General features: G+C 62.0%; 14 protein-coding genes. 3 read left to right on the top strand and 11 right to left on the bottom strand.

Features of this window, described 5'->3' with window-relative positions:
- Positions 1-14 precede the first annotated feature (14 nt).
- The 5 genes from DZK26_RS13140 to DZK26_RS13120 form a co-directional block, all read right to left on the bottom strand.
- Entirely contained in the window at positions 15-2,993 is a 2,979-nt protein-coding gene (locus tag DZK26_RS13140; RefSeq protein ID WP_116899236.1) for a TonB-dependent siderophore receptor, read from the bottom strand.
- A gap of 307 nt (positions 2,994-3,300) precedes the next feature.
- Positions 3,301-4,101: a nitrilase-related carbon-nitrogen hydrolase gene (locus DZK26_RS13135; protein ID WP_116899237.1), complete on the bottom strand. Its 801-nt coding sequence runs from the start codon at positions 4,099-4,101 to the stop codon at positions 3,301-3,303.
- 6 nt (positions 4,102-4,107) lie between these two features.
- Positions 4,108-5,361, bottom strand: a complete 1,254-nt coding sequence (icd, locus tag DZK26_RS13130) for an isocitrate dehydrogenase (NADP(+)) (protein WP_116899238.1) — start codon at positions 5,359-5,361, stop codon at positions 4,108-4,110.
- Positions 5,362-5,635: 274 nt separating this feature from the next.
- Entirely contained in the window at positions 5,636-7,879 is a 2,244-nt protein-coding gene (locus tag DZK26_RS13125) for a transketolase C-terminal domain-containing protein (protein ID WP_116899239.1), read from the bottom strand.
- 251 nt (positions 7,880-8,130) lie between these two features.
- Positions 8,131-9,300: an acyl-CoA dehydrogenase family protein gene (locus DZK26_RS13120; protein WP_116899240.1), complete on the bottom strand. Its 1,170-nt coding sequence runs from the start codon at positions 9,298-9,300 to the stop codon at positions 8,131-8,133.
- 228 nt (positions 9,301-9,528) lie between these two features.
- Here DZK26_RS13120 and DZK26_RS13115 point away from each other — a divergent pair, with 228 nt between their 5' ends.
- The 3 genes from DZK26_RS13115 (at position 9,529) to DZK26_RS13105 (ending at position 10,732) form a co-directional block, all read left to right on the top strand.
- Positions 9,529-9,921: a hypothetical protein gene (locus tag DZK26_RS13115; protein ID WP_116899241.1), complete on the top strand. Its 393-nt coding sequence runs from the start codon at positions 9,529-9,531 to the stop codon at positions 9,919-9,921.
- Positions 9,922-10,058: 137 nt separating this feature from the next.
- Positions 10,059-10,397: a cytochrome c gene (locus tag DZK26_RS13110; protein WP_116899242.1), complete on the top strand. Its 339-nt coding sequence runs from the start codon at positions 10,059-10,061 to the stop codon at positions 10,395-10,397.
- A complete protein-coding gene (locus tag DZK26_RS13105; protein WP_116899243.1) occupies positions 10,394-10,732 on the top strand; it encodes a cytochrome c in 339 nt (112 codons plus the stop codon). Before DZK26_RS13110 ends, DZK26_RS13105 begins: the two co-directional genes overlap by 4 nt.
- A gap of 834 nt (positions 10,733-11,566) precedes the next feature.
- Here DZK26_RS13105 and DZK26_RS13100 read toward each other — a convergent pair.
- From DZK26_RS13100 to DZK26_RS13075, 6 genes are all read right to left on the bottom strand, one after another.
- Positions 11,567-12,142, bottom strand: coding sequence for a NifU family protein (locus tag DZK26_RS13100; RefSeq protein WP_116899244.1), 576 nt, complete (start codon positions 12,140-12,142; stop codon positions 11,567-11,569).
- Between the two features lie 44 nt (positions 12,143-12,186).
- Positions 12,187-13,218, bottom strand: coding sequence for an alpha/beta hydrolase family protein (locus DZK26_RS13095; RefSeq protein ID WP_116899245.1), 1,032 nt, complete (start codon positions 13,216-13,218; stop codon positions 12,187-12,189).
- Positions 13,219-13,279: 61 nt separating this feature from the next.
- Positions 13,280-15,166 carry a nucleoside-diphosphate sugar epimerase/dehydratase gene (locus tag DZK26_RS13090; RefSeq protein ID WP_220337266.1) on the bottom strand — a complete coding sequence of 629 codons (1,887 nt, stop codon included), beginning with the start codon at positions 15,164-15,166 and terminating at the stop codon, positions 13,280-13,282.
- A 2-nt stretch (positions 15,167-15,168) separates the two neighbouring features.
- Positions 15,169-16,188, bottom strand: coding sequence for a glycosyltransferase family 4 protein (locus DZK26_RS13085; protein ID WP_116899246.1), 1,020 nt, complete (start codon positions 16,186-16,188; stop codon positions 15,169-15,171).
- Positions 16,188-17,357, bottom strand: coding sequence for a lipopolysaccharide assembly protein LapB (lapB, locus tag DZK26_RS13080; protein WP_116899247.1), 1,170 nt, complete (start codon positions 17,355-17,357; stop codon positions 16,188-16,190). The genes DZK26_RS13085 and lapB overlap by 1 nt, the downstream gene beginning before the upstream one ends.
- Positions 17,350-17,625, bottom strand: a complete 276-nt coding sequence (locus DZK26_RS13075; protein WP_116899248.1) for a lipopolysaccharide assembly protein LapA domain-containing protein — start codon at positions 17,623-17,625, stop codon at positions 17,350-17,352. The genes lapB and DZK26_RS13075 overlap by 8 nt, the downstream gene beginning before the upstream one ends.
- Positions 17,626-17,630 lie beyond the last annotated feature (5 nt).

Below are 17,630 nucleotides of genomic sequence, written 5' to 3'. Positions count from 1 at the left end.
GATACGACGGTCGATCAGAAACGATAGTTGATACGACCGAAGACCCGACGCCCCAGCAGGCTGGCCTGGGTGCCGTTGATCGGAACATTACCGCGCGTGGAAACTGCACCAGCCGCACCGGCGGATACCAGATCGGGCTCCTCATTGAAGAGGTTGTTGATCCCGATGAGCAGGTCCCACTTGTCTTGTCGGTACAGGATGGACAGGTTGTGCTGCCACCACGCGTCGAACTTGATGTCACGAACGGCGTTCTCTTCACCGAAATAGTTGATCTCTTCATCAGCGAACCGGGAAGCATCCGTTGAGGAGGCGTACTGCGTGTAATAGGTCGCGGACCAGTCGCCTCGCTGCGCGGTAGCGCGGAGGTTGCTGACGATTTCGGGGGTGCCGATATCGCCCACCACGTCCAGATCGTCGAACCCGGCCACGGTACCCGGAGCAAACAGCTGGAACAGGTTCTCGCGCTGCCGGGTGGTCTGGGATTCCACGTTCAGGCTACCCCAGTCGAAATCACCCTGCCAGGTCATGTTCAGGTCGAGACCTTCCACTTTTTGAGTGTTGATGTTGACGAAACTGTCATTGATGCTGGCGATGTTGTAGGCCCCGGTCGGGTCATCCCCGCTGTTACGCTCGATCAACTCACAGAACTGGTTGGGGAAGTTCTCACCCGTGTAGCAGCCGGAAGCAATGGCGCTCGCACCCAACTGAGCGATCTGGTCGTTGACTTCGATCTGGTACCAGTCCAGCGCAACGTTCAGGTTTGTAAACTCCGGTGTCCAGACAATCCCGAAATTGGTTGCATCGGACGTCTCGGACTCCAGGTTTTCAACGCCACCGCCAGAGATCACCGTGATGGAAGAGCCGACGCCTGCATAGTCCGACGGGATACCGGCCGCGGCGCAGTTGTTACGGACATTCTCGTTGGTGCTGTCCTCCCATTCGATGCAGGGATCAAGAGCCTGTCCCTGGAAACCGGTCTGGTCACCCAGGAACTGCTCGAACAGCGCCGGGGCGCGGTAAGACGTCCCGACCGTGGAGCGAAGTCGCACGGTAGGCACGATCTGCCAGTTCAGGCCGGCCTTCCACACCACATCATCACCGCCACGATCATAATCGAAGTAGCGGGCGGATCCGTTGAAGGTGAGAGACTCGAACCCGGGAACCCCTGCCAGGATCGGAACTTCCACTTCCGCGAATGCTTCAGAGACGTTGTTACTGCCCTTGGTGACCGTCGCCGAGGTCAGGCCCCAGGATTGGCCGGCCTGCGACAGGGGATCAGGATTGTCGTCGATGCTGAAGTCCCGGTACTCCACCCCGAAGGCTGTACCCACGGTACCGGCGGGCAGCTCGAACAGATCGCCAGCGAGGATCCCGCTTACCGTCCACTGATCATAAACCGTGTTGCCGAGCGTGTTGGCGCCGACCGCATCGATCAGTTGTGACATGCCGGACCCGTCCAGGAGAGCCGGATCGAACGGGTCATAGGTGGGCGGATTAGGGTCGTACTGGACATCACCCGAGCGCGACTGATCAATGGCGTTCTGTGCGTAATCGCCGTCTGAACGGGAGTAGCTGCCCTGGACCCGCCACGACCAGTAGTTCGAGGTTGGCAACTCGCCCGAAAGCCCCGTCGATGCAAAGTAGTAGTCCACATCGATGTTCGAATTGAGCGGGTAAGGATAGATCGGCTGAGTCAACTGCCCTTCGACCGGTGATGCTGCCGGGTCGACCGGATTGTAGTCCGGGTCATTGTCGTAGGAGTAAAAGGAGGTACCGAACAGAGACGCCGCCTGAGCCCCGCCGATCAACGGGAAGAACTGCCGCCAGCCGGTGCGTGTCGTTTCACGATTGCTGTAGAGCACATCGGCGTCCCACTCGACATCGCCGAAGGTAAAGTCGGCCGTAGCGTAGACATTCATGCGCTCCTGCTCGTTGATCGCCGACTCCGAAAGCAGGAAATCCCCGAAACGGACGGTTTCGTACCAGGCCTCGCCAAGAGGATCCTCGTCATATGCGTTGTTCTGGCGAGCCCGGCGACCGGGGAAAGGCCCGTTTATTTCACCATCCGGAGAGGTGATCCATCGCGTGCCGGTGGCAGCGTCGATAATCGAGTCGTACCACATGTTGTAGCAGCCGGCTCCCTCGGTACCGGCGATCGAGGACCGGTCTTCCCGGTCGATCCGGTTTCCGCTGGAATCCCTGACCATATCCTGCGAACATCCCAGGAAATCACGGTCGCCCGTCCGAAGCGCCTCCCGCTTCGTCAACTGGGCCGAGAATGTCATGCTGCCGTTGTCGAAGTTGGCGCCGGTAATCGCACCCAGGCGATAGAACTCGCCGCCACCGTCAATTGGAACATCGGCGGAAACGTTCACTTCCGATCGGTCAACCGACCGACGGGTGATGATATTGGCCACACCAGCCACGGCATCGGACCCGTAGATTGAAGAACTGCCATCCAGAACCACTTCGAAACGATTCACCGCGATATCGGGAATCATGGAAAGGTCGACCGCTTGCACTTGACCACGCGTTCCGGAACCGCCCGGGCGCCGCCCATTGAGAAGGGTCAGGGTGCGCGTAGTGCCCAGCCCTCGCAGGTCGAGTGTCTGCACACCCGTGCCGCCCTGAACCACGAAACCGCCGAACTGGTTGTTCAACTGCGTGGTGCCGGAAGCAACCGTAGAATTCTGCAGGACGTCCGAGGTGGTCAACTGCCCTGCCTGGAACTGGGTTTCGGCTGTGATGACCTGCATCGGCGACACGGAGCTAAAGTCCTCCCGCCTCAACAGCGAGCCAGTGACCTGCACGCGATCGAGCGTGTCCTCTCCCTCTTGGTCCTCCTCTTGCTGGTCTTGAGCTTCAGTCACCTCGGACTGAGCCTCGTCATCGTCGTTTTCCTGGGCCCACGCTGGCGTCGAACTGACACCGGCCAGGACGAGCCCGGCAATAATTGCCGTGTAGAGCAAGCTCTTCTTGAACGGAGTATTCACTTTAAAATCTCCTAAAGTTGATGTCTGTAGTTGCCGCTTTAGGTCATTTTCCGGCTCGAAACCGGCCCAAACTTCCCAAATGAAACGCACTCAAATCAGGATAAGAGTCGGATCCCACGTCTGGACGCCGTCCATCTGCTACTCCTCTCCCCCTGCTCGAAGTGATCAAAATGCTCCGGCAATCAATCACTTAATAGCATAAAGGCGCTTATCGCACGGCCAAGATTAAACTTTCGTTACGCCGTCGATACGCAAACTTTACAATCTCGGAACAGCCAGCGCAAGCACTACTTGCCCCGGTTAGCCTTCAGAGATCCGGTTTTCCCAGCTTGAAGCGGTCGGCATCCGCAAGAAACGGGAAGCGCGTGCGCACCGACGTCAGCGCCTGCCGCGACAGACTCACCCGGGCGGTGGCCTCGTCCTCGCCCAGCTCAACCACGCGCTTGCCAGCGGCATCCCAGACCGATGAACAGCCCGGGTATTCCACTTCATTGCCGTCGACCCCCGCCCGGTTGACGGCGATGACAAAAGCCTGGTTCTCGATTGCCCTTGCCCGGAGCAACGCCGACCAGTGGTCGGCTCGCGGCGCCGGCCAGTTGGCAACGAAAAGCTGGATGTCGAAGTTACGGTCGTTGCGACACCACACGGGAAAGCGCAGATCGAAGCAGATCTGCAGGTCGATGCGCCATCCCCGCCACTCGACCACCACCTGTCGCTCGCCGGCGGTGTAACGCTGGCTTTCACCGCCGAATCCGAAGCGATGACGCTTGTCGTAGCAGGTGGCCTCACCTTCGGGCGACATGAACACCATCCGGTTGAATCGTCGTCCGCTGCCGTCGTCGATAACCAGGCTGCCAGTCAAGGCCGCGGCACGCGAGCGGGCCTGCTCGCGCATCCAGGCGACGCTGGGCCCGTCCATCGTCTCGGCTTCCAGGCCGGCGTCGCCGAGAAAGCCGGTGGAAAAGGTCTCGGGAATGACATACAGATCGCAGCGCGGCTGGGTATCCATCATCGCCGCCAGGCGGTGGCGATTGGTTTCGGGATCCTGCCAGGCCAGGTCGGCCTGGACCAGGCCGACCTCGAGGGTGGGGGCAACAGGCGTTGCCACGACCGATCAGGCCTGCTGGATGGCCTTGACCAGCGCGTCGGCAAAGCCCGAGGTCTTGACCTCCGTGGCATCGTCGCGCTGGCGGGCGAAGTCGTAGGTGACCGTGCCGCCGACGACGACCTTCTCGAAGGCCTCCTCGATCAGACGACCGACTTCCGGCCAACCGATGTAGTCGAACATCATCACGCCGGAGAACAACAACGAGGACGGGTTCACCTTGTCCTGGCCGGCATACTTGGGCGCGGTGCCGTGGGTGGCCTCGAACACCGCCACGTGGTCGGCCATGTTGGCGCCCGGGGCGATGCCGATGCCGCCAACCGAGGCGGCGGCCGCGTCGGACAGGTAGTCACCGTTGAGGTTCATGGTCGCCAGCACGTCGAACTCGGCCGGGCGCAACTGCAGCAGCTGGAACATGATGTCGGCGATGCGATCCTTGATGACGATCTTGCCCTCGGGGCGCTTGCCGTCATGCTTTTCCCACAGCTCGTCCTCGGTGATGGTGACATCGCCGAATTCCTCGGCGGCCAGCTCGTAGCCCCACTTGCGGAAGGCACCCTCGGTGAACTTCATGATGTTGCCCTTGTGCACCAGGGTCACCGACTCGCGGTCGTTCTCGATGGCGTACTCGATCGCCTTGCGCACCAGGCGCTTGGTGCCGAACTCGGAAATCGGCTTGACACCCAGGCCGGCGCCCTCGAAGAATTTTGCGCCCATTTCCTCGCGCAGGAATTTCGCGAGCTTCTCGTTGTCGGCCGTGCCGGACTCGAACTCGATACCGGAATAGACATCCTCGGTGTTCTCGCGGAAGATCACCACGTCGAAGTCATCGGGCTTTTTCATCGGCGAGGGCACGCCCTGGTAGTACTTGACCGGACGCACGCAGGCGTAGAGGTCGAGCGTCTGGCGCAGCGAGACGTTGAGCGAACGAAAGCCCTCGCCCACCGGCGTGGTCAGCGGGCCCTTGACGGCCACGGTCAGGTCCTTGATGGCTTCGAGGGTTTCGTCGGGGAAATAGTCGCCGTCGTAAATGCCCGCGGCCTTCTCGCCGAGGTACAGTTCGGCCCAGTGCACCTTGCGCTTGCCGCCGTAGGCCTTCTCGACCGCGGCGTCCCAGACCTTCAGGCAGGCCGGCGTAATGTCGACACCGATACCGTCACCCTCGATGTAGCCGAGAACCGGCTCGTCGGCGACGACCAGCTTGCCGTCTTCGACGCGGATCTTCTCGCCCGAATCGGGCATTCTGACGTGCTCAAATCCCATTTCTTGTCCTTATGGTGATCCAAAACGGTCATTTTACCACCGGTGGCAATTTTCAATTCAGAAGGAGCACAAGGTGGGAAACTCGAAATCCGAAGCACCAAATTCGAAACAAGCTCGAATGTTCAAAATGCCAATGCCCGAAACGAACACCGGCCACGTGGATAGGCTGTCGCTACGAGTGAAGACGAAAGCCTGTTTCTGTCATTTGGCTTTCTGTCATTCGAATTTGTTTCGAATTTGGTACTTCGAATTTCGTGCTTGACCAGTCCTCTACCTACTCCGCTTTTCCGAGCACATCAAGGCATTTACCAAGCAACTCCGCCTCGGTGGCCAGAATCAGATTCGCTGCATCCCCCAGCGGTATGTAGCAGTCCGCCCCCGTCAGCCGCCGCACGGGCCGGTCGGCCACGCCGGCCTCGACCAGCGCGGTCATCACCGCCTCGCCGATGCCGCCGTCGGGCCGGCCCTCGTCGAACACCACCACCGAGCGGCATTCGCCGGCATGGCGCGCAACGGCTTCGCTATCCAGCGGCTTGAGCCAGCGCAGATCCAGCACGCGAACCGCGATACCACGCTCGATTTCGAGTTCACGAGCGCACCGCAGCGCCATGGGCACGCCGTTGCCGAAGGTAACGATGAGCAGGTCGTCCGCCGACTCGTTGTAGATACGTGGCGAAAAAGGCACGAGATGCTTGCCCGGGGCGGGATAGCGGAAGCTCCATTGCCCGTCGTCTTTCTCGTGCAGATCCTTGCTCATATACAGGGCGATCGGCTCGAGGAAAGCCGACACGCGCCCGTCGACCTTGCCCAAGGCCATCATGGTTCGCAGCATCGTGACCGCGTCATCGCCCCTGGAGGGACAACCGACAATCAGGCCGGGGATATCGCGCAGGGCGGCGATGGAATTATCGTTGTGGAAGTGCCCGCCGAAACCCTTCTGGTAACCCAGGCTGGCGATGCGCATCACCATCGGGTTACGAAAGCGGTTGTTGGAGAAATACTGCAGCGAGCAGGCCTCGCCGCGAATCTGGTCGCAGGCGTTGTGGAAGTAGGCCAGGTACTGGATTTCGGGGATGGGCAGGTAGCCCATGGCGCCGCAGCCCTGGGCCAGGCCGAGGATGGTGGTCTCGTCGAGGAGGGTATTGAAGACCCGGCGCGGGCCGAAACGCCAGGCCAGTCCCTTGGTAACGGTGTATACGCCGCCCTTGCGCGCCACGTCCTCGCCGAAGGCCAGCGCTTCGGGATACTTGACCATCAGGTCGGTCAGCGCACGGTTGATTTGGACCGCCAGGTGCTTGACCGGCTGATGCTCCGGCAACAGGCGCTCGTTGCCGAATACGCGCGTGCGCTCCTCCTGCTTCGGCATGCGAGCGGCTTCTTCGGCCACCGCGTCGGGACTGAACGGCGCCAGGGGCTTCATGACCTCGTCGCGGGTGGTGATACGCCCCGCCCCGTCGGCGCGGTCGGCCTCGGCCAGGCAGCGCTCGGCAAGCGCACGATAACGCTCCCGGATCTGGGCCGGCGTCATCAAGCCGCGTCCGACCAGCGCCTCGGCCGAGATCTTGAGCGGATCGCGTGCCTCGGCGGATTCGAGCTCGGCGCCGGGGCGGTACTCGATCTCGAAGTCGGTGCCGGCATGCCCCATCAGACGCGTGGTCTTCAAGTGCAGGAAAACCGGGCGGCGACGCGTGCGGCACTCTTCCACGGCGCGCCTGACCGCGTCATGCCCCTCCACCAGGTCCAGGCCGTTGGCGTAGTGATAGCTGATGCCGTGGCGATTGCGCATGCTGTCGGCCACCCAGTTGGTGGGGGTGGGTACGGAAATACCGATGTCGTTGTCTTCGCAGACCAGCAGCACGGGTACCGGCAGGCTCTGGTGGCGCGACCAGGCGCAGGAATTGATCGCCGTCTGGGCGGCGGCGTGATTGAGGCCGGCATCCCCGAAACTGCAAACCACGATCGAGTCCGAAGGCACCGGCAGCTCGTGCTGTCCCCCGCTGCCGTGGGCGATCGCCAAGGCCGTGCCGACCGCCTTGGGCAGGTGGCTGGCGATGGTCGAGGTCTGCGGCAGCACCCACAGGTCGGGATGACCCCAGACCTTGTGCCGCCCGCCCGAGGCCACGTCCTCGCGCGCGGCGGCAAAGCTCAGGCAAGTATCGCGAATGAAATCCAGACCCTCACGCTTGCGATAGCGCTCGGCCATGAAGCCCCCGGAACGGTAGTGCAGGAAGGCGGGATCGGTGGCCCGGGTCAACCGCCCGACCAGCGCGTTGCCCTCGTGCCCCGAAGAGCCGATGGTGTAGAAAACCTTGTTCTCGAGGCGCTTGATACGCGCCATCAGGTCGAGCTGGCGCGAGACCATCTGGCTGTCGAACAGCTCGAGCAGGTCGGAATTGGGCACGCCGGGCCGATCAAAGACCGCCACCCGGCCTTCCTCGATCGCAGTGAGATGGTCGAGGAAGTTCTGGTCGACGACCTCAGCTCGATTGATATTACGGGACTGCGTAGATTTGTTCATGAATCTGGCCGGTGAAGATATTACGATCGCCCGGGCATAATCGAATGCCTCAAATTCGAAATCTCAAGCACCAAATCCGAAACAAATTCGAATGTTCGAAATTCCAAATTTCAAACAAACTCCCACAGAGGATCTACAGCAACGAAACGAAGGCTTGGCACGGTTTCGTTTCGGTCATTGCGATTTTGGTCATTGGGTTTTGTTTCGGATTTGGTGCTTCGAATTTCGGATTTCGCGTTCGCCAGAACGCGTCAAAACGCGTTATGCCCGGTAAGCTCTCGACCGATGATCAGCTGGTGCACCGTCTCGGTGCCCTCATAGGTGATCACCGACTCGAGGTTGAGGGCATGGCGGATGGCCGAGTACTCGAGCGTGATGCCGGAGCCGCCGAGCAGGTCGCGACATTCGCGGGCGATGTCGATCGCCATGCGCACGTTGTTCCACTTGGCCAGCGAGACCTGGCTGGGATGCAGCCTGCCCTCGTCCTTGAGCCGGCCCAGACGCCATGACAGCAGCTTGGCGCTGGTGATGCGGCGTGCCATGTCGGCAAGCTTGAGCTGGGCGCTCTGCGTGGCCGATACCGGGCGCCCGAACAATTCGCGCTCCTCGCAATAATCGAGTGCCTCTTTCAGGCAAGCCGTGGCCGCTCCGATTGGCCCCCAGGTGATGCCGTAGCGCGCCTGGTTGAGACAGGACAGCGGACCCTTGAGTCCCTTGACCTCCGGCAGGCGGTTGGCGTCGGGCACGCGAACGTTGTCGAAGTAGAGCTCGGAAGTGATCGAGGCCCGCAGCGACATCTTGGCGTGAATATCGCGCGTCTCGTATCCATCGAAATCCTCTTCCACGATAAACCCCTGCACGCCGTCGTCGGTCTGCGCCCAGACGATGGCGATGTCGGCGATACCGCCGTTGGTGATCCACATCTTGGAACCGTTGAGAATCCAGTCGTCGCCGTCGCGCTTCGCCCGCGTCTTCATGTTGGACGGATCAGAACCGCCCTGCGGTTCGGTCAGGCCGAAGCAGCCGATCACCCGGCCAGCGGCCATTTCCGGCAACCAGCGCTCCTTCTGCTCCTCGGAACCGAAGGCGTGGATCGGGTACATGCACAGCGAGGACTGCACCGACACGAAGCTGCGCAGCCCCGAGTCGCCGCGCTCGAGCTCCTGGCAGATCAGGCCGTAGCTGACGGCATTCAGGCCGGCGCAGCCGTAGCCTTCCAGGCTCGATCCGAGCAGACCGAGATCCGCGATTTCCGGGATCAGTTCGTCGGGGAAACGGGCCTCGTCGAAGCACTTCGGAATCAGCGGCAGGGCCTTTTCGTCGACGAAGCGCGCGACCGAGTCGCGGATCATCCGTTCTTCGTCGGTCAGCAGGTCGTCGACATCAAAGAGATCGAGTGGATCGAGTGAGCGCATGGTCATTCTGGGATGGATTGGGACAATCCTTGTTATTGTACGTGATGGAACCCACGCAAGCACCGGATTCGATGTCCTGGCGCCGGATCGCTGCAGAGCCTTTTTGACGGGTCCGGGGCGCTGTGGTATCTATAAGGCTGTCGGGCATTAGCGATCGGTGACATCTTGCGCATTCAGTCAGGCTGACATTCCGTCACCTCCAACCCGGCAGTCAATTGATGTTGAGGTGCAACCATGAAACATGCAACGACCCTTCTCACCGGCTTCACGCTGGCCGCCCTTTGCCAGTTGGCCATCGCCGCCAACGGAGAGCTTGCCGAGGCCCGCGTCTTCGGTGGTCCGCCGAACCAGGCGCAGTACGTATACGAGGTCGAACTGACCGCCGTCGACGGCGAATACATCGGTCCGCGCAGCATGCTTACGCTCGAGCCGGGCGACTACACCCTCACTGCCCGCGTACCGGCCCAGCTGACCGAGCCCGCCGTGGGGCAGCGCATGCGCCGCGTTGACGAGGAAGTGGACTTCGACATTACGCTCGAGGCCGGGAAGGATTACCGTGTTCGCGCCAAGTGGCACCGGACCGATTTCAAAAAGCCCTACGAGCTGATTATCGAAGAAGCCGAATGACCCGGGAATAACGATTCGGGGCGGCCGCCCCGGCCGCCCTCACCCGGCAATCGCACGCCACCCGACGCCCCGGGAGTTCCCCCTCCCCGGCCGGCTGGGTATAATACGGGTTTCACCATTTCTCACTGGCGAACCAAATGCTGAAGCGAATTCTTGTCGTTGCGCTCGCGGCGATGTTAAGCCACGGCGCGCTGGCGCAAAACCAGAACGAAGGCGACGCCGAACGCGGTCGCGTAATTGCCTACACCTGTTTCGGCTGCCACGGCATCCCCTATCAGAAAAACGTCTACCCGACCTATCCGGTGCCCAAGATCGGCGGCCAGACATACGGCTACCTGGTCTCGGCGCTGAAGGCGTACCGCGCGGGCGACCGTCAGCACCCGACGATGGAGGCACAGGCCAACACCCTCAGCGATGAAGACATTCGCGACATTGCCGCCTATTTCGTCAGCCTGAACCAAGGAGACGACTCATGAAGCCGTTTGCCCTGACTCTCGCCGCCTCCCTGCTTCTGCTGATCGGCAACGATGCGCTGGCCGCCGGCAATGCCAGCCGCGGACTCGAAAAATCCCAGTCCTGCCAGGCCTGCCACGGCAAGGACGGCAACATGACCGCCACGCCGGACACGCCGAAGCTCGGCGGCCAGCATGCCGGCTACCTGGAATACGCCCTCAAGCAATACCGCTCCGGCGAACGCCAGAACGCGCAGATGCAGGGTTTCGCCAGCGGCCTCAGCGACCAGGACATCGCCGATCTGGCAGCCTGGTACGCCAGCCAGGAAGGACTGGTCACGCCGCAAATCGACGAGTAACAGCCGGATGTATCCAGGGCGGTTTCTCTTGCCTGCTCCGCGGGCGGATTCAACTTCGCTGCCGCTGGGCTGATTGATGTCGCCGCAAGCGGTGCGAGCCTCGACAAGTCAAAGGCGGTTTCGCCCGGCCTGCTTCGCAGGCTCTTGCGGCGGCGCCTTCACTGCCTTGTCGGCAAACAACTTGTTGCCCCAAGGCCGCTGTGCGGACTTCGACAAGTCAACTTCTGTTCCGCCCGCCTGCTTCGCAGGCTGATGGCGGGTAACTTTTCTCTTGCGCGAGAAAAGTCACCAAAAGCGCGCTTAAAGTCAAAAGCGCGCGATTTTCCTCTCGGGAGTTGCAGCGGGAGTGGCTTCAGTATTTTGTCTGGGGCTTCGTTCTGACTCTCTGAGACGCAGGCGGGCTTACGACGTCCACATTATCAGGCCCGCACGCAGCCTCACGACTTCGAAAGCGAGCCTTCGAGGGCCGTGCCTCGGGTTTGAAGCTAACGCTCATTCACCCGAAGCCATCTTCAGCAGCCTCGCCGAAGCCGGGGGTGATCGAGGTCGTGCCGTCAGAATGCAGATTACGCCCCAGGGACGTCGGAGACGCCATGTGTCTAGACGGAGCCCAATCGAAGACGCAAGCAGAATACTGAAGCCCGCATGTCCCGTTTGTCCTGCGGCGCCTCCGCAATCTTTTCAGCGCGCTTTTGATTCCTTTTACCGCGCGAGGTAAAAGGAATTCGCCGCAAGAGCGCGAAGCGCCGGGCGAAACAGCCTTTGAAGTGTCGAGGCCACCGAAGCACCCGGTGGTGCCAACCGGCCCAGCACCCCCGGACTTAAAGCGCCCCTTTAGTAGTAGGGATTCTCCCCAGCGGCGTGATCAGTGGCATCAACCACCTGTCGCACCTCGGGCACGGCTTGCCGGAGCGTCGTCTCGATACCCTGCTTGAGGGTGACGTCGACCATTCCGCAGCCGTGGCAGCCGCCGCCGAATTGCAGCACGACGTCGTTGTCGTCGGTGACTTCCACCAGGCCGACCTGGCCGCCGTGGGACGCGACCATGGGATTGACCTTCGTCTCCAGCACCCAGGCCACGCGCTCTTCCAGCGGGGCGTCGTCAGACGGCGCATGCCCCTTCAGGCCGGGCGCACGGATGCACAATTCGCCGCCCATCCGGTTGGTCTCGAAATCGATCATGGCCCCGTCGAGGGTTTCGGCCGATGTTTGATCAACGAACAGCGTGAACACCTGGCAGTCGACAGCCTCGTCGCTGTCGGCCTGCTCGCCCGGGCCACAATAGGTCAGTTCCACGTCCGCCGAGGGCGTGCCCGGGTTGGTCACGCGCAGACGCAGGTTGGTGCCGTCGGGCTGCTGGCCGAGGAGGTCGGAGAAATAGTCGCGGGCCGAAGGTGTGACAGTCAGCATGCTGCGATCCCGTAATGAGGGTGTGACAAGTATGTGCCGTCGGCTCAGTCCGCTTTCAAGCGCGCGGCCAGCCAGGGCAGTGAATGATCATAACGCCAGTCGATGCCCGAATGAGTCCCGTCGAACTCCTCGAAATGATGATTCACGCCCTGCTCATCGAGGGCCTGGTGCATCTGCCGGGTACCGTACTGGATGAAATACTGGTCGCGGCTGCCCACGTCGATCCACAAGCCTGCCAGATCGGCCAGCCGATCTGATTCGCTCGCCGCACGCCGGGCCGGATCGTAGGTCAGCCATTGTTGCCAAACGGCTTCGTCGAGCTGGCAGGTATACAAATCGAAAGGCAGACGCAGGCCCAGCGGGCAGGACTGATCCGGCGAGTAACTTGCCGCCAGGCACAAGGTCATCATGGTATGGAAGGCCGCTCCGCCCGGCCGCTTGTCACGCCAGAAGGTTCGCACGAAGTGCTCGATGTCGCCGTCGTGGCGGGCCAGCACGCCGGCGGCCTGTGGAAAATCACCCAGATAGGCGCGGTCGAAGCCGGCGTCGCCGGCATGGCTGGCAGCCGCCGCCCAGTGGCCCGGATGCGACAGGCTCAGATGGAGCGCCCCGAACCCGCCGGAGGACTTGCCGAAAACCGCCCGGGCCGAGGGCTCGGGAAAGGTCCGGAAAGCACCGTCGATGGCCGGAATCAATTCTTCGGTCAGATAATCCGCGTAGGCGCCCATTGCCGGCGTGTTGACGTACTGGTTGCCGCCAAGACTCGTATAGCAGTCGGGAAAAACGACGATGACCGGCGGCATTGCACCGGTCTCGATCAGGCGATCGAGTCGCTCGGGGAGATTTTCGCCGTGGTTGCGCCAGTTCACCTGGCCCGGCCCGGCGTTGGTATAGGCGGCCAGACACCAGAGCACCGGATAATGCTGATCGCTGTCATCGTAGCCCGCCGGCAGATAGACAGGATGTTTGCGCTGTGCCGGGTCATCCAGGGGATTTCCCTCCAGCAGGCGGGAATGGTGGTCGAACGAGACCACCCGCCCGCGACGGGCAGCGGAATCGGGGCGAAGTCTCGACATGACTATTCCTCCGGAATCAGGCGTTCTCGGCGGGTTGATCGCGATGCACCCTGTGACTGGGTCAGCCGCTGAGCGGGATCACCTTTCGATCGCGTTGCGGCACCTTGCCCAACTCGGGCACAAGTTCGAGCAGGATGCTTCTGAGTTCGCTGTTGTCGTAGCGCATGACGGCGGCCTCGGCCCGGCGCAGTCTCTCGTCGATGCCGTCCAGGCCTTGACTCGCTCCACGCGAGAGGAAAATCTTCTCATGAGCGGTCGTGGCGTACGACTCGTCTTCGTGGAACAGTTCCTCAAACAGTTTTTCCCCGGGACGCAGCCCCGTATAAACGATCTCGACATCCCGGCCGGGCTCCTTTCCGGCGAGACGAATAAGCTGCTCGGCCAGGAAGCTGATCCGCACCGGCTCGCCCATATCGAGAACGAATACCTCGCCACCACGACCGAGTACACCCGCCTGCAGAATGAGCTGGCCGGCCTCGGCAATGGTCATGAAGTAGCGGGTGATTTCAGGATGCGTGACGGTCACCGGTCCACCGCGGCGAATCTGCTCGTTGAACAAGGGGACAACCGAGCCGGTGGAATTGAGTACGTTGCCGAAACGCACGGTGATGAACTTCGTCTCCGAGGAATGATTGAGGTGCTGCGCATAGAGCTCGGCAATGCGCTTGGTCGCCCCCATGACGTTGCAGGGGTTGACGGCCTTGTCGGTCGAAATCAACACGAAAGTGCCGACGCCGTAGCGCACCGCGGCATCGGCCACGCGCCGCGTACCCACCACGTTGTTGCGAAACGCCTCTCGCACCTGATTCTGCAGCATCGGAAGGTGCTTGTATGCGGCGGCGTGAAAGACCACTTCGGGACGGGCCCGCTTGATCACCGTCTCCACCGTGGCCGAATCACAGACATCGCCGAGCACGGCCTCGACCATCAGGTCGGGAAACTCCGCCTTGAGCCGATAATCGATGCGGTAGAGATTGAATTCGCTGTTGTCGAGAACCACCAGGCCAGCCGGATCCAGTCGAGCGATTTGCCGGCACAGTTCGGCCCCGATGGATCCACCGCCGCCGGTCACCAGAACACGCTTGCCGGCAAGACCGGCACGGATCGATTCCCAGTCCAGGGACACGGGCTCGCGTCCAAGCAGGTCGTCGATGGCGACCGGCTTGAGATCGTCGAACCGTGTCAGCGTCGCGCCCAGTTCCTTGAGCGTCGGCACGGTACGAAATTCGACACCGGCGCGTTCGCAGATCTCGACGACGCGCTGCATCTGCGCATTGGTCGCAGAGGGGATGGCAATCGCCGCCATGTCGAGATCGGCCTCGCGGGCGATGCGGGGCAAACCGGCAATGTCGCCGAGTACCGGCACGCCGTCGATTTCGGTGTTTCTCAGGCTCGAATCGTCGTCGAGATACCCGACGATGTCGAAACCGCCCCGACGACGCAGTTCCGGCAGCAGTAAGCGGCCCGAACGCCCCGCACCGAGAATGACCGTGCGATGCGTCTGGCGCCGGCGGTGGACCTCCAGGCGCATGTCCTTGAACACGCGATACATCAACCGGGGTACGCCCAGGTTGAACAGAAGCAGGGCCGGGAACAGCCACACCATCAGGACCATAAGTTCCAGCGGCGCTTCCATGACCAGCAGGACGGCGGCTCCGGAAACGGCGGCCAGAACCGCGGCACGAATCAGGTTGCCCAGGTCCGGCAGGCTGGCAAAGCGCCACACACCGCGGTAAAGACCGGCACGCCAGTGCAGAAAACCCTGGAGAATGATGATCAGGTTGGCCTCGATAACCACCTGTTGCCAATCCATGGACGGACTGCCCAACAGCCATAGCGATGCCAATCGGGCCAGCAGCCACGCAGCGACGACCATGACAAGGTCATGGGCGACGACCAATGCACGCAGGTTGAGAAACGCCCCTCGCTTTTCCGGCTGTTCGGTCACGATCACGCCTTGTGGTTATTCACTGTCGCAGCCGACTGGACGACCCGCCACCCCACGGCAAGAAATACCGCCAGACCGGCAGCCAGCACGGTGTCCAGATGCGGCCAGCGAACGACGGCCGCGATGATCGGCAACACCACGAGCACGTTGATCAGCTGGTAAAGCCCGAGCACCCGGGCATGACTCCAACCCAAGTCGAGCAACCGCTGATACGCATGCTGCCGATGCGCAGTATACCATCGCTCCCCCCAGAGGACGCGTGCCACCAGGGTCGCGGTCGTGTCGACCACGAACAACGATGAAATCATGAAGCTCACCCAGATGCTGATGGCACCGGTCGCCGCACCCAGTACGGCGCAACTGGCCACCATGGCGCCCAGCGAAAGCGAACCGACATCCCCCATGAAGATGCGGGCGGGGGGGCGATTCCAGAGCAGGAACCCGCCCCAGGCACCGCCGGCCGCAAGCCCGAAGGTCGCTAGCTCCGACTGTCCGCCCAGTTCGAAAAGTACGGCGCTAGTCACGCCGACCCAGACCCCCTGCCCTGCTGCCATGCCGTCCGAGCCGTCCATGAAATTGTAGAGATTGATCAACCAGATCACGGCCACGATGCCGAGGCCGCTCCACAACCAGGCGGCCTCGAACGGTACGCCGAATACCGAAACGCTATGCAGACCGCCGACGGAATACAACAAGACCAGCGCTAGCGCAAATTGTGAGAGAAACCGCCACCGGGCAAGCAGTTGATGTCGATCTTCCAGCCAGCCGATAAGGGCCATGAACAACACGGCGATCATGGGCTGCCACCAGTCGGTCAATGCACCGGGCCAGAGCACCCAGATCAGCGCCAGAGCGACGACGATGGCCAGTCCGCCACCGCGAGGCGTCGGCTCGGCGTGGCTTCGGCGCGCGCCCGGGAAATCCAGCAGCCGTTCACGCAACAGGCGCCTGCGCAGCGGCCAGGTAAGAACGGCCGAAATCACCGCGCTGGCAAGGAAAAGCCAGGCCGCCGGATAGAACATCACTCGCCAAGCACACCCGTGATCGCGCGGGTGGTGTTCCAGCGGCGACAGCCCGGGCACAGCCAGTGCCAGGAGCTGCCGCTGAACCCGCAGTGCTCACAGCGGTATCGCGGTTGATCTTCCAGCAAGCGCTGCAGAATATCCTGAATCAGTTCCGGACCCACTTCGTCCAGGCTCGCCCCCTGCCGATAGACGAGATCGATGAGATAGTCCAGACCCCGCACAGTAGGGCGACGCGAGAGATGAGTGAGCAGAAAGGCGACTGCGGAACGCGGGTCGTGCGCGGCCTTCATGCGGGCCAGGGCCAGAATCGCGGTCGTCATCGGGCTGCGCTCGACCAGGGCTTCGAGCCAGGACTCGAACTCCGCCATGCGATCGGCGCGCTGATGACTCTCGAGTATGGCGTCGAAGGCAAAGCTCAGGCAGTCCGGATCGATCTCGCAGGCCTGACGGTGGTGCTCGGCGGCATCTTCCCACTCCTCGTCCCGCGCGGCGAGTTCGGCCTGAATGAGGTGCGCGCGGACACTACCCGGATCATAGCGCCGAGCCTGCCTGATCGAGCGGCGCGCCCCTTCGATATCGCCCCCATCCAGCGCCTGGCGGGCCAGTTCGCAGTGAAAACTCGCGATCAGGGACGTCGAACGCTCACCATCAACCTCACGCAGTCGACGGGCCTGCACAATGGCTTTCTCCCAGTCCTTTTCCTGCTGGTAGATGTCAAGCAGCTGGCGCACGGGCCGGAGGTGGGAGTCGTCGTGATCGAGCAGGTCCGAGAACAGGTACTCGGCACGATCGAGCAGGCCCGCCTGCATGTAGTCTTCGCCCAACTCCATGAGGGCCTGGGCACGCTGCTCATCGGTCAGTCCCGGGCGGGTGATGATGTGCTTGTGGAAGCGAATGGCCTTGTCCATTTCGCCCCGCCGCCGGAACAGGCTGCCCAGGGCCAGATGCGTTTCAACCGTGTCGGGATTGACCTCGACGAGCTTGAGGAAGACCTCGATGGCCTTGTCGGGCTGCTCGTTGAGCAGGTAGTTGAGCCCGCGAAAATAATTGCTGGAAAAGGCGTTGGCACGCTTTCGGTGGCGACGCGCAGTCTGAAACCGGGCCAGGTACCAGCCGCTCGCGGCGGCAATCGGCAAAAGTAGAAAGAGAACGAACAGTTCAGCCATTGGGCCGATCAGTCAGGTCGGTCCCCTTTTCATTGCTGCGGGATCGGTTTGAACGCCGCAACCGGCCGGGCAGGAAGAACAGTAACCAGGCCAGCACCAGGCCGACAAGCAACCCCAGCACGAGCGCCAGTAACACCAGTGCACCAAGCGGCAGGGAGACCTGGAAAGCGAGCAGGTTCAGGGTCACTGCATCGGCATTCAGTACGCCGATCAGCAGCCCGGCTACGGCGGCAAGGAGAACAAGCAGAATCAGGAGCCAGCGGAACATGCACC

This window comes from Wenzhouxiangella sp. 15190, from assembly GCF_003417465.1.
In the GTDB taxonomy this organism is placed as follows: domain Bacteria; phylum Pseudomonadota; class Gammaproteobacteria; order Xanthomonadales; family Wenzhouxiangellaceae; genus Wenzhouxiangella.
This window is presented reverse-complemented; position numbering and strand designations above follow the sequence as displayed.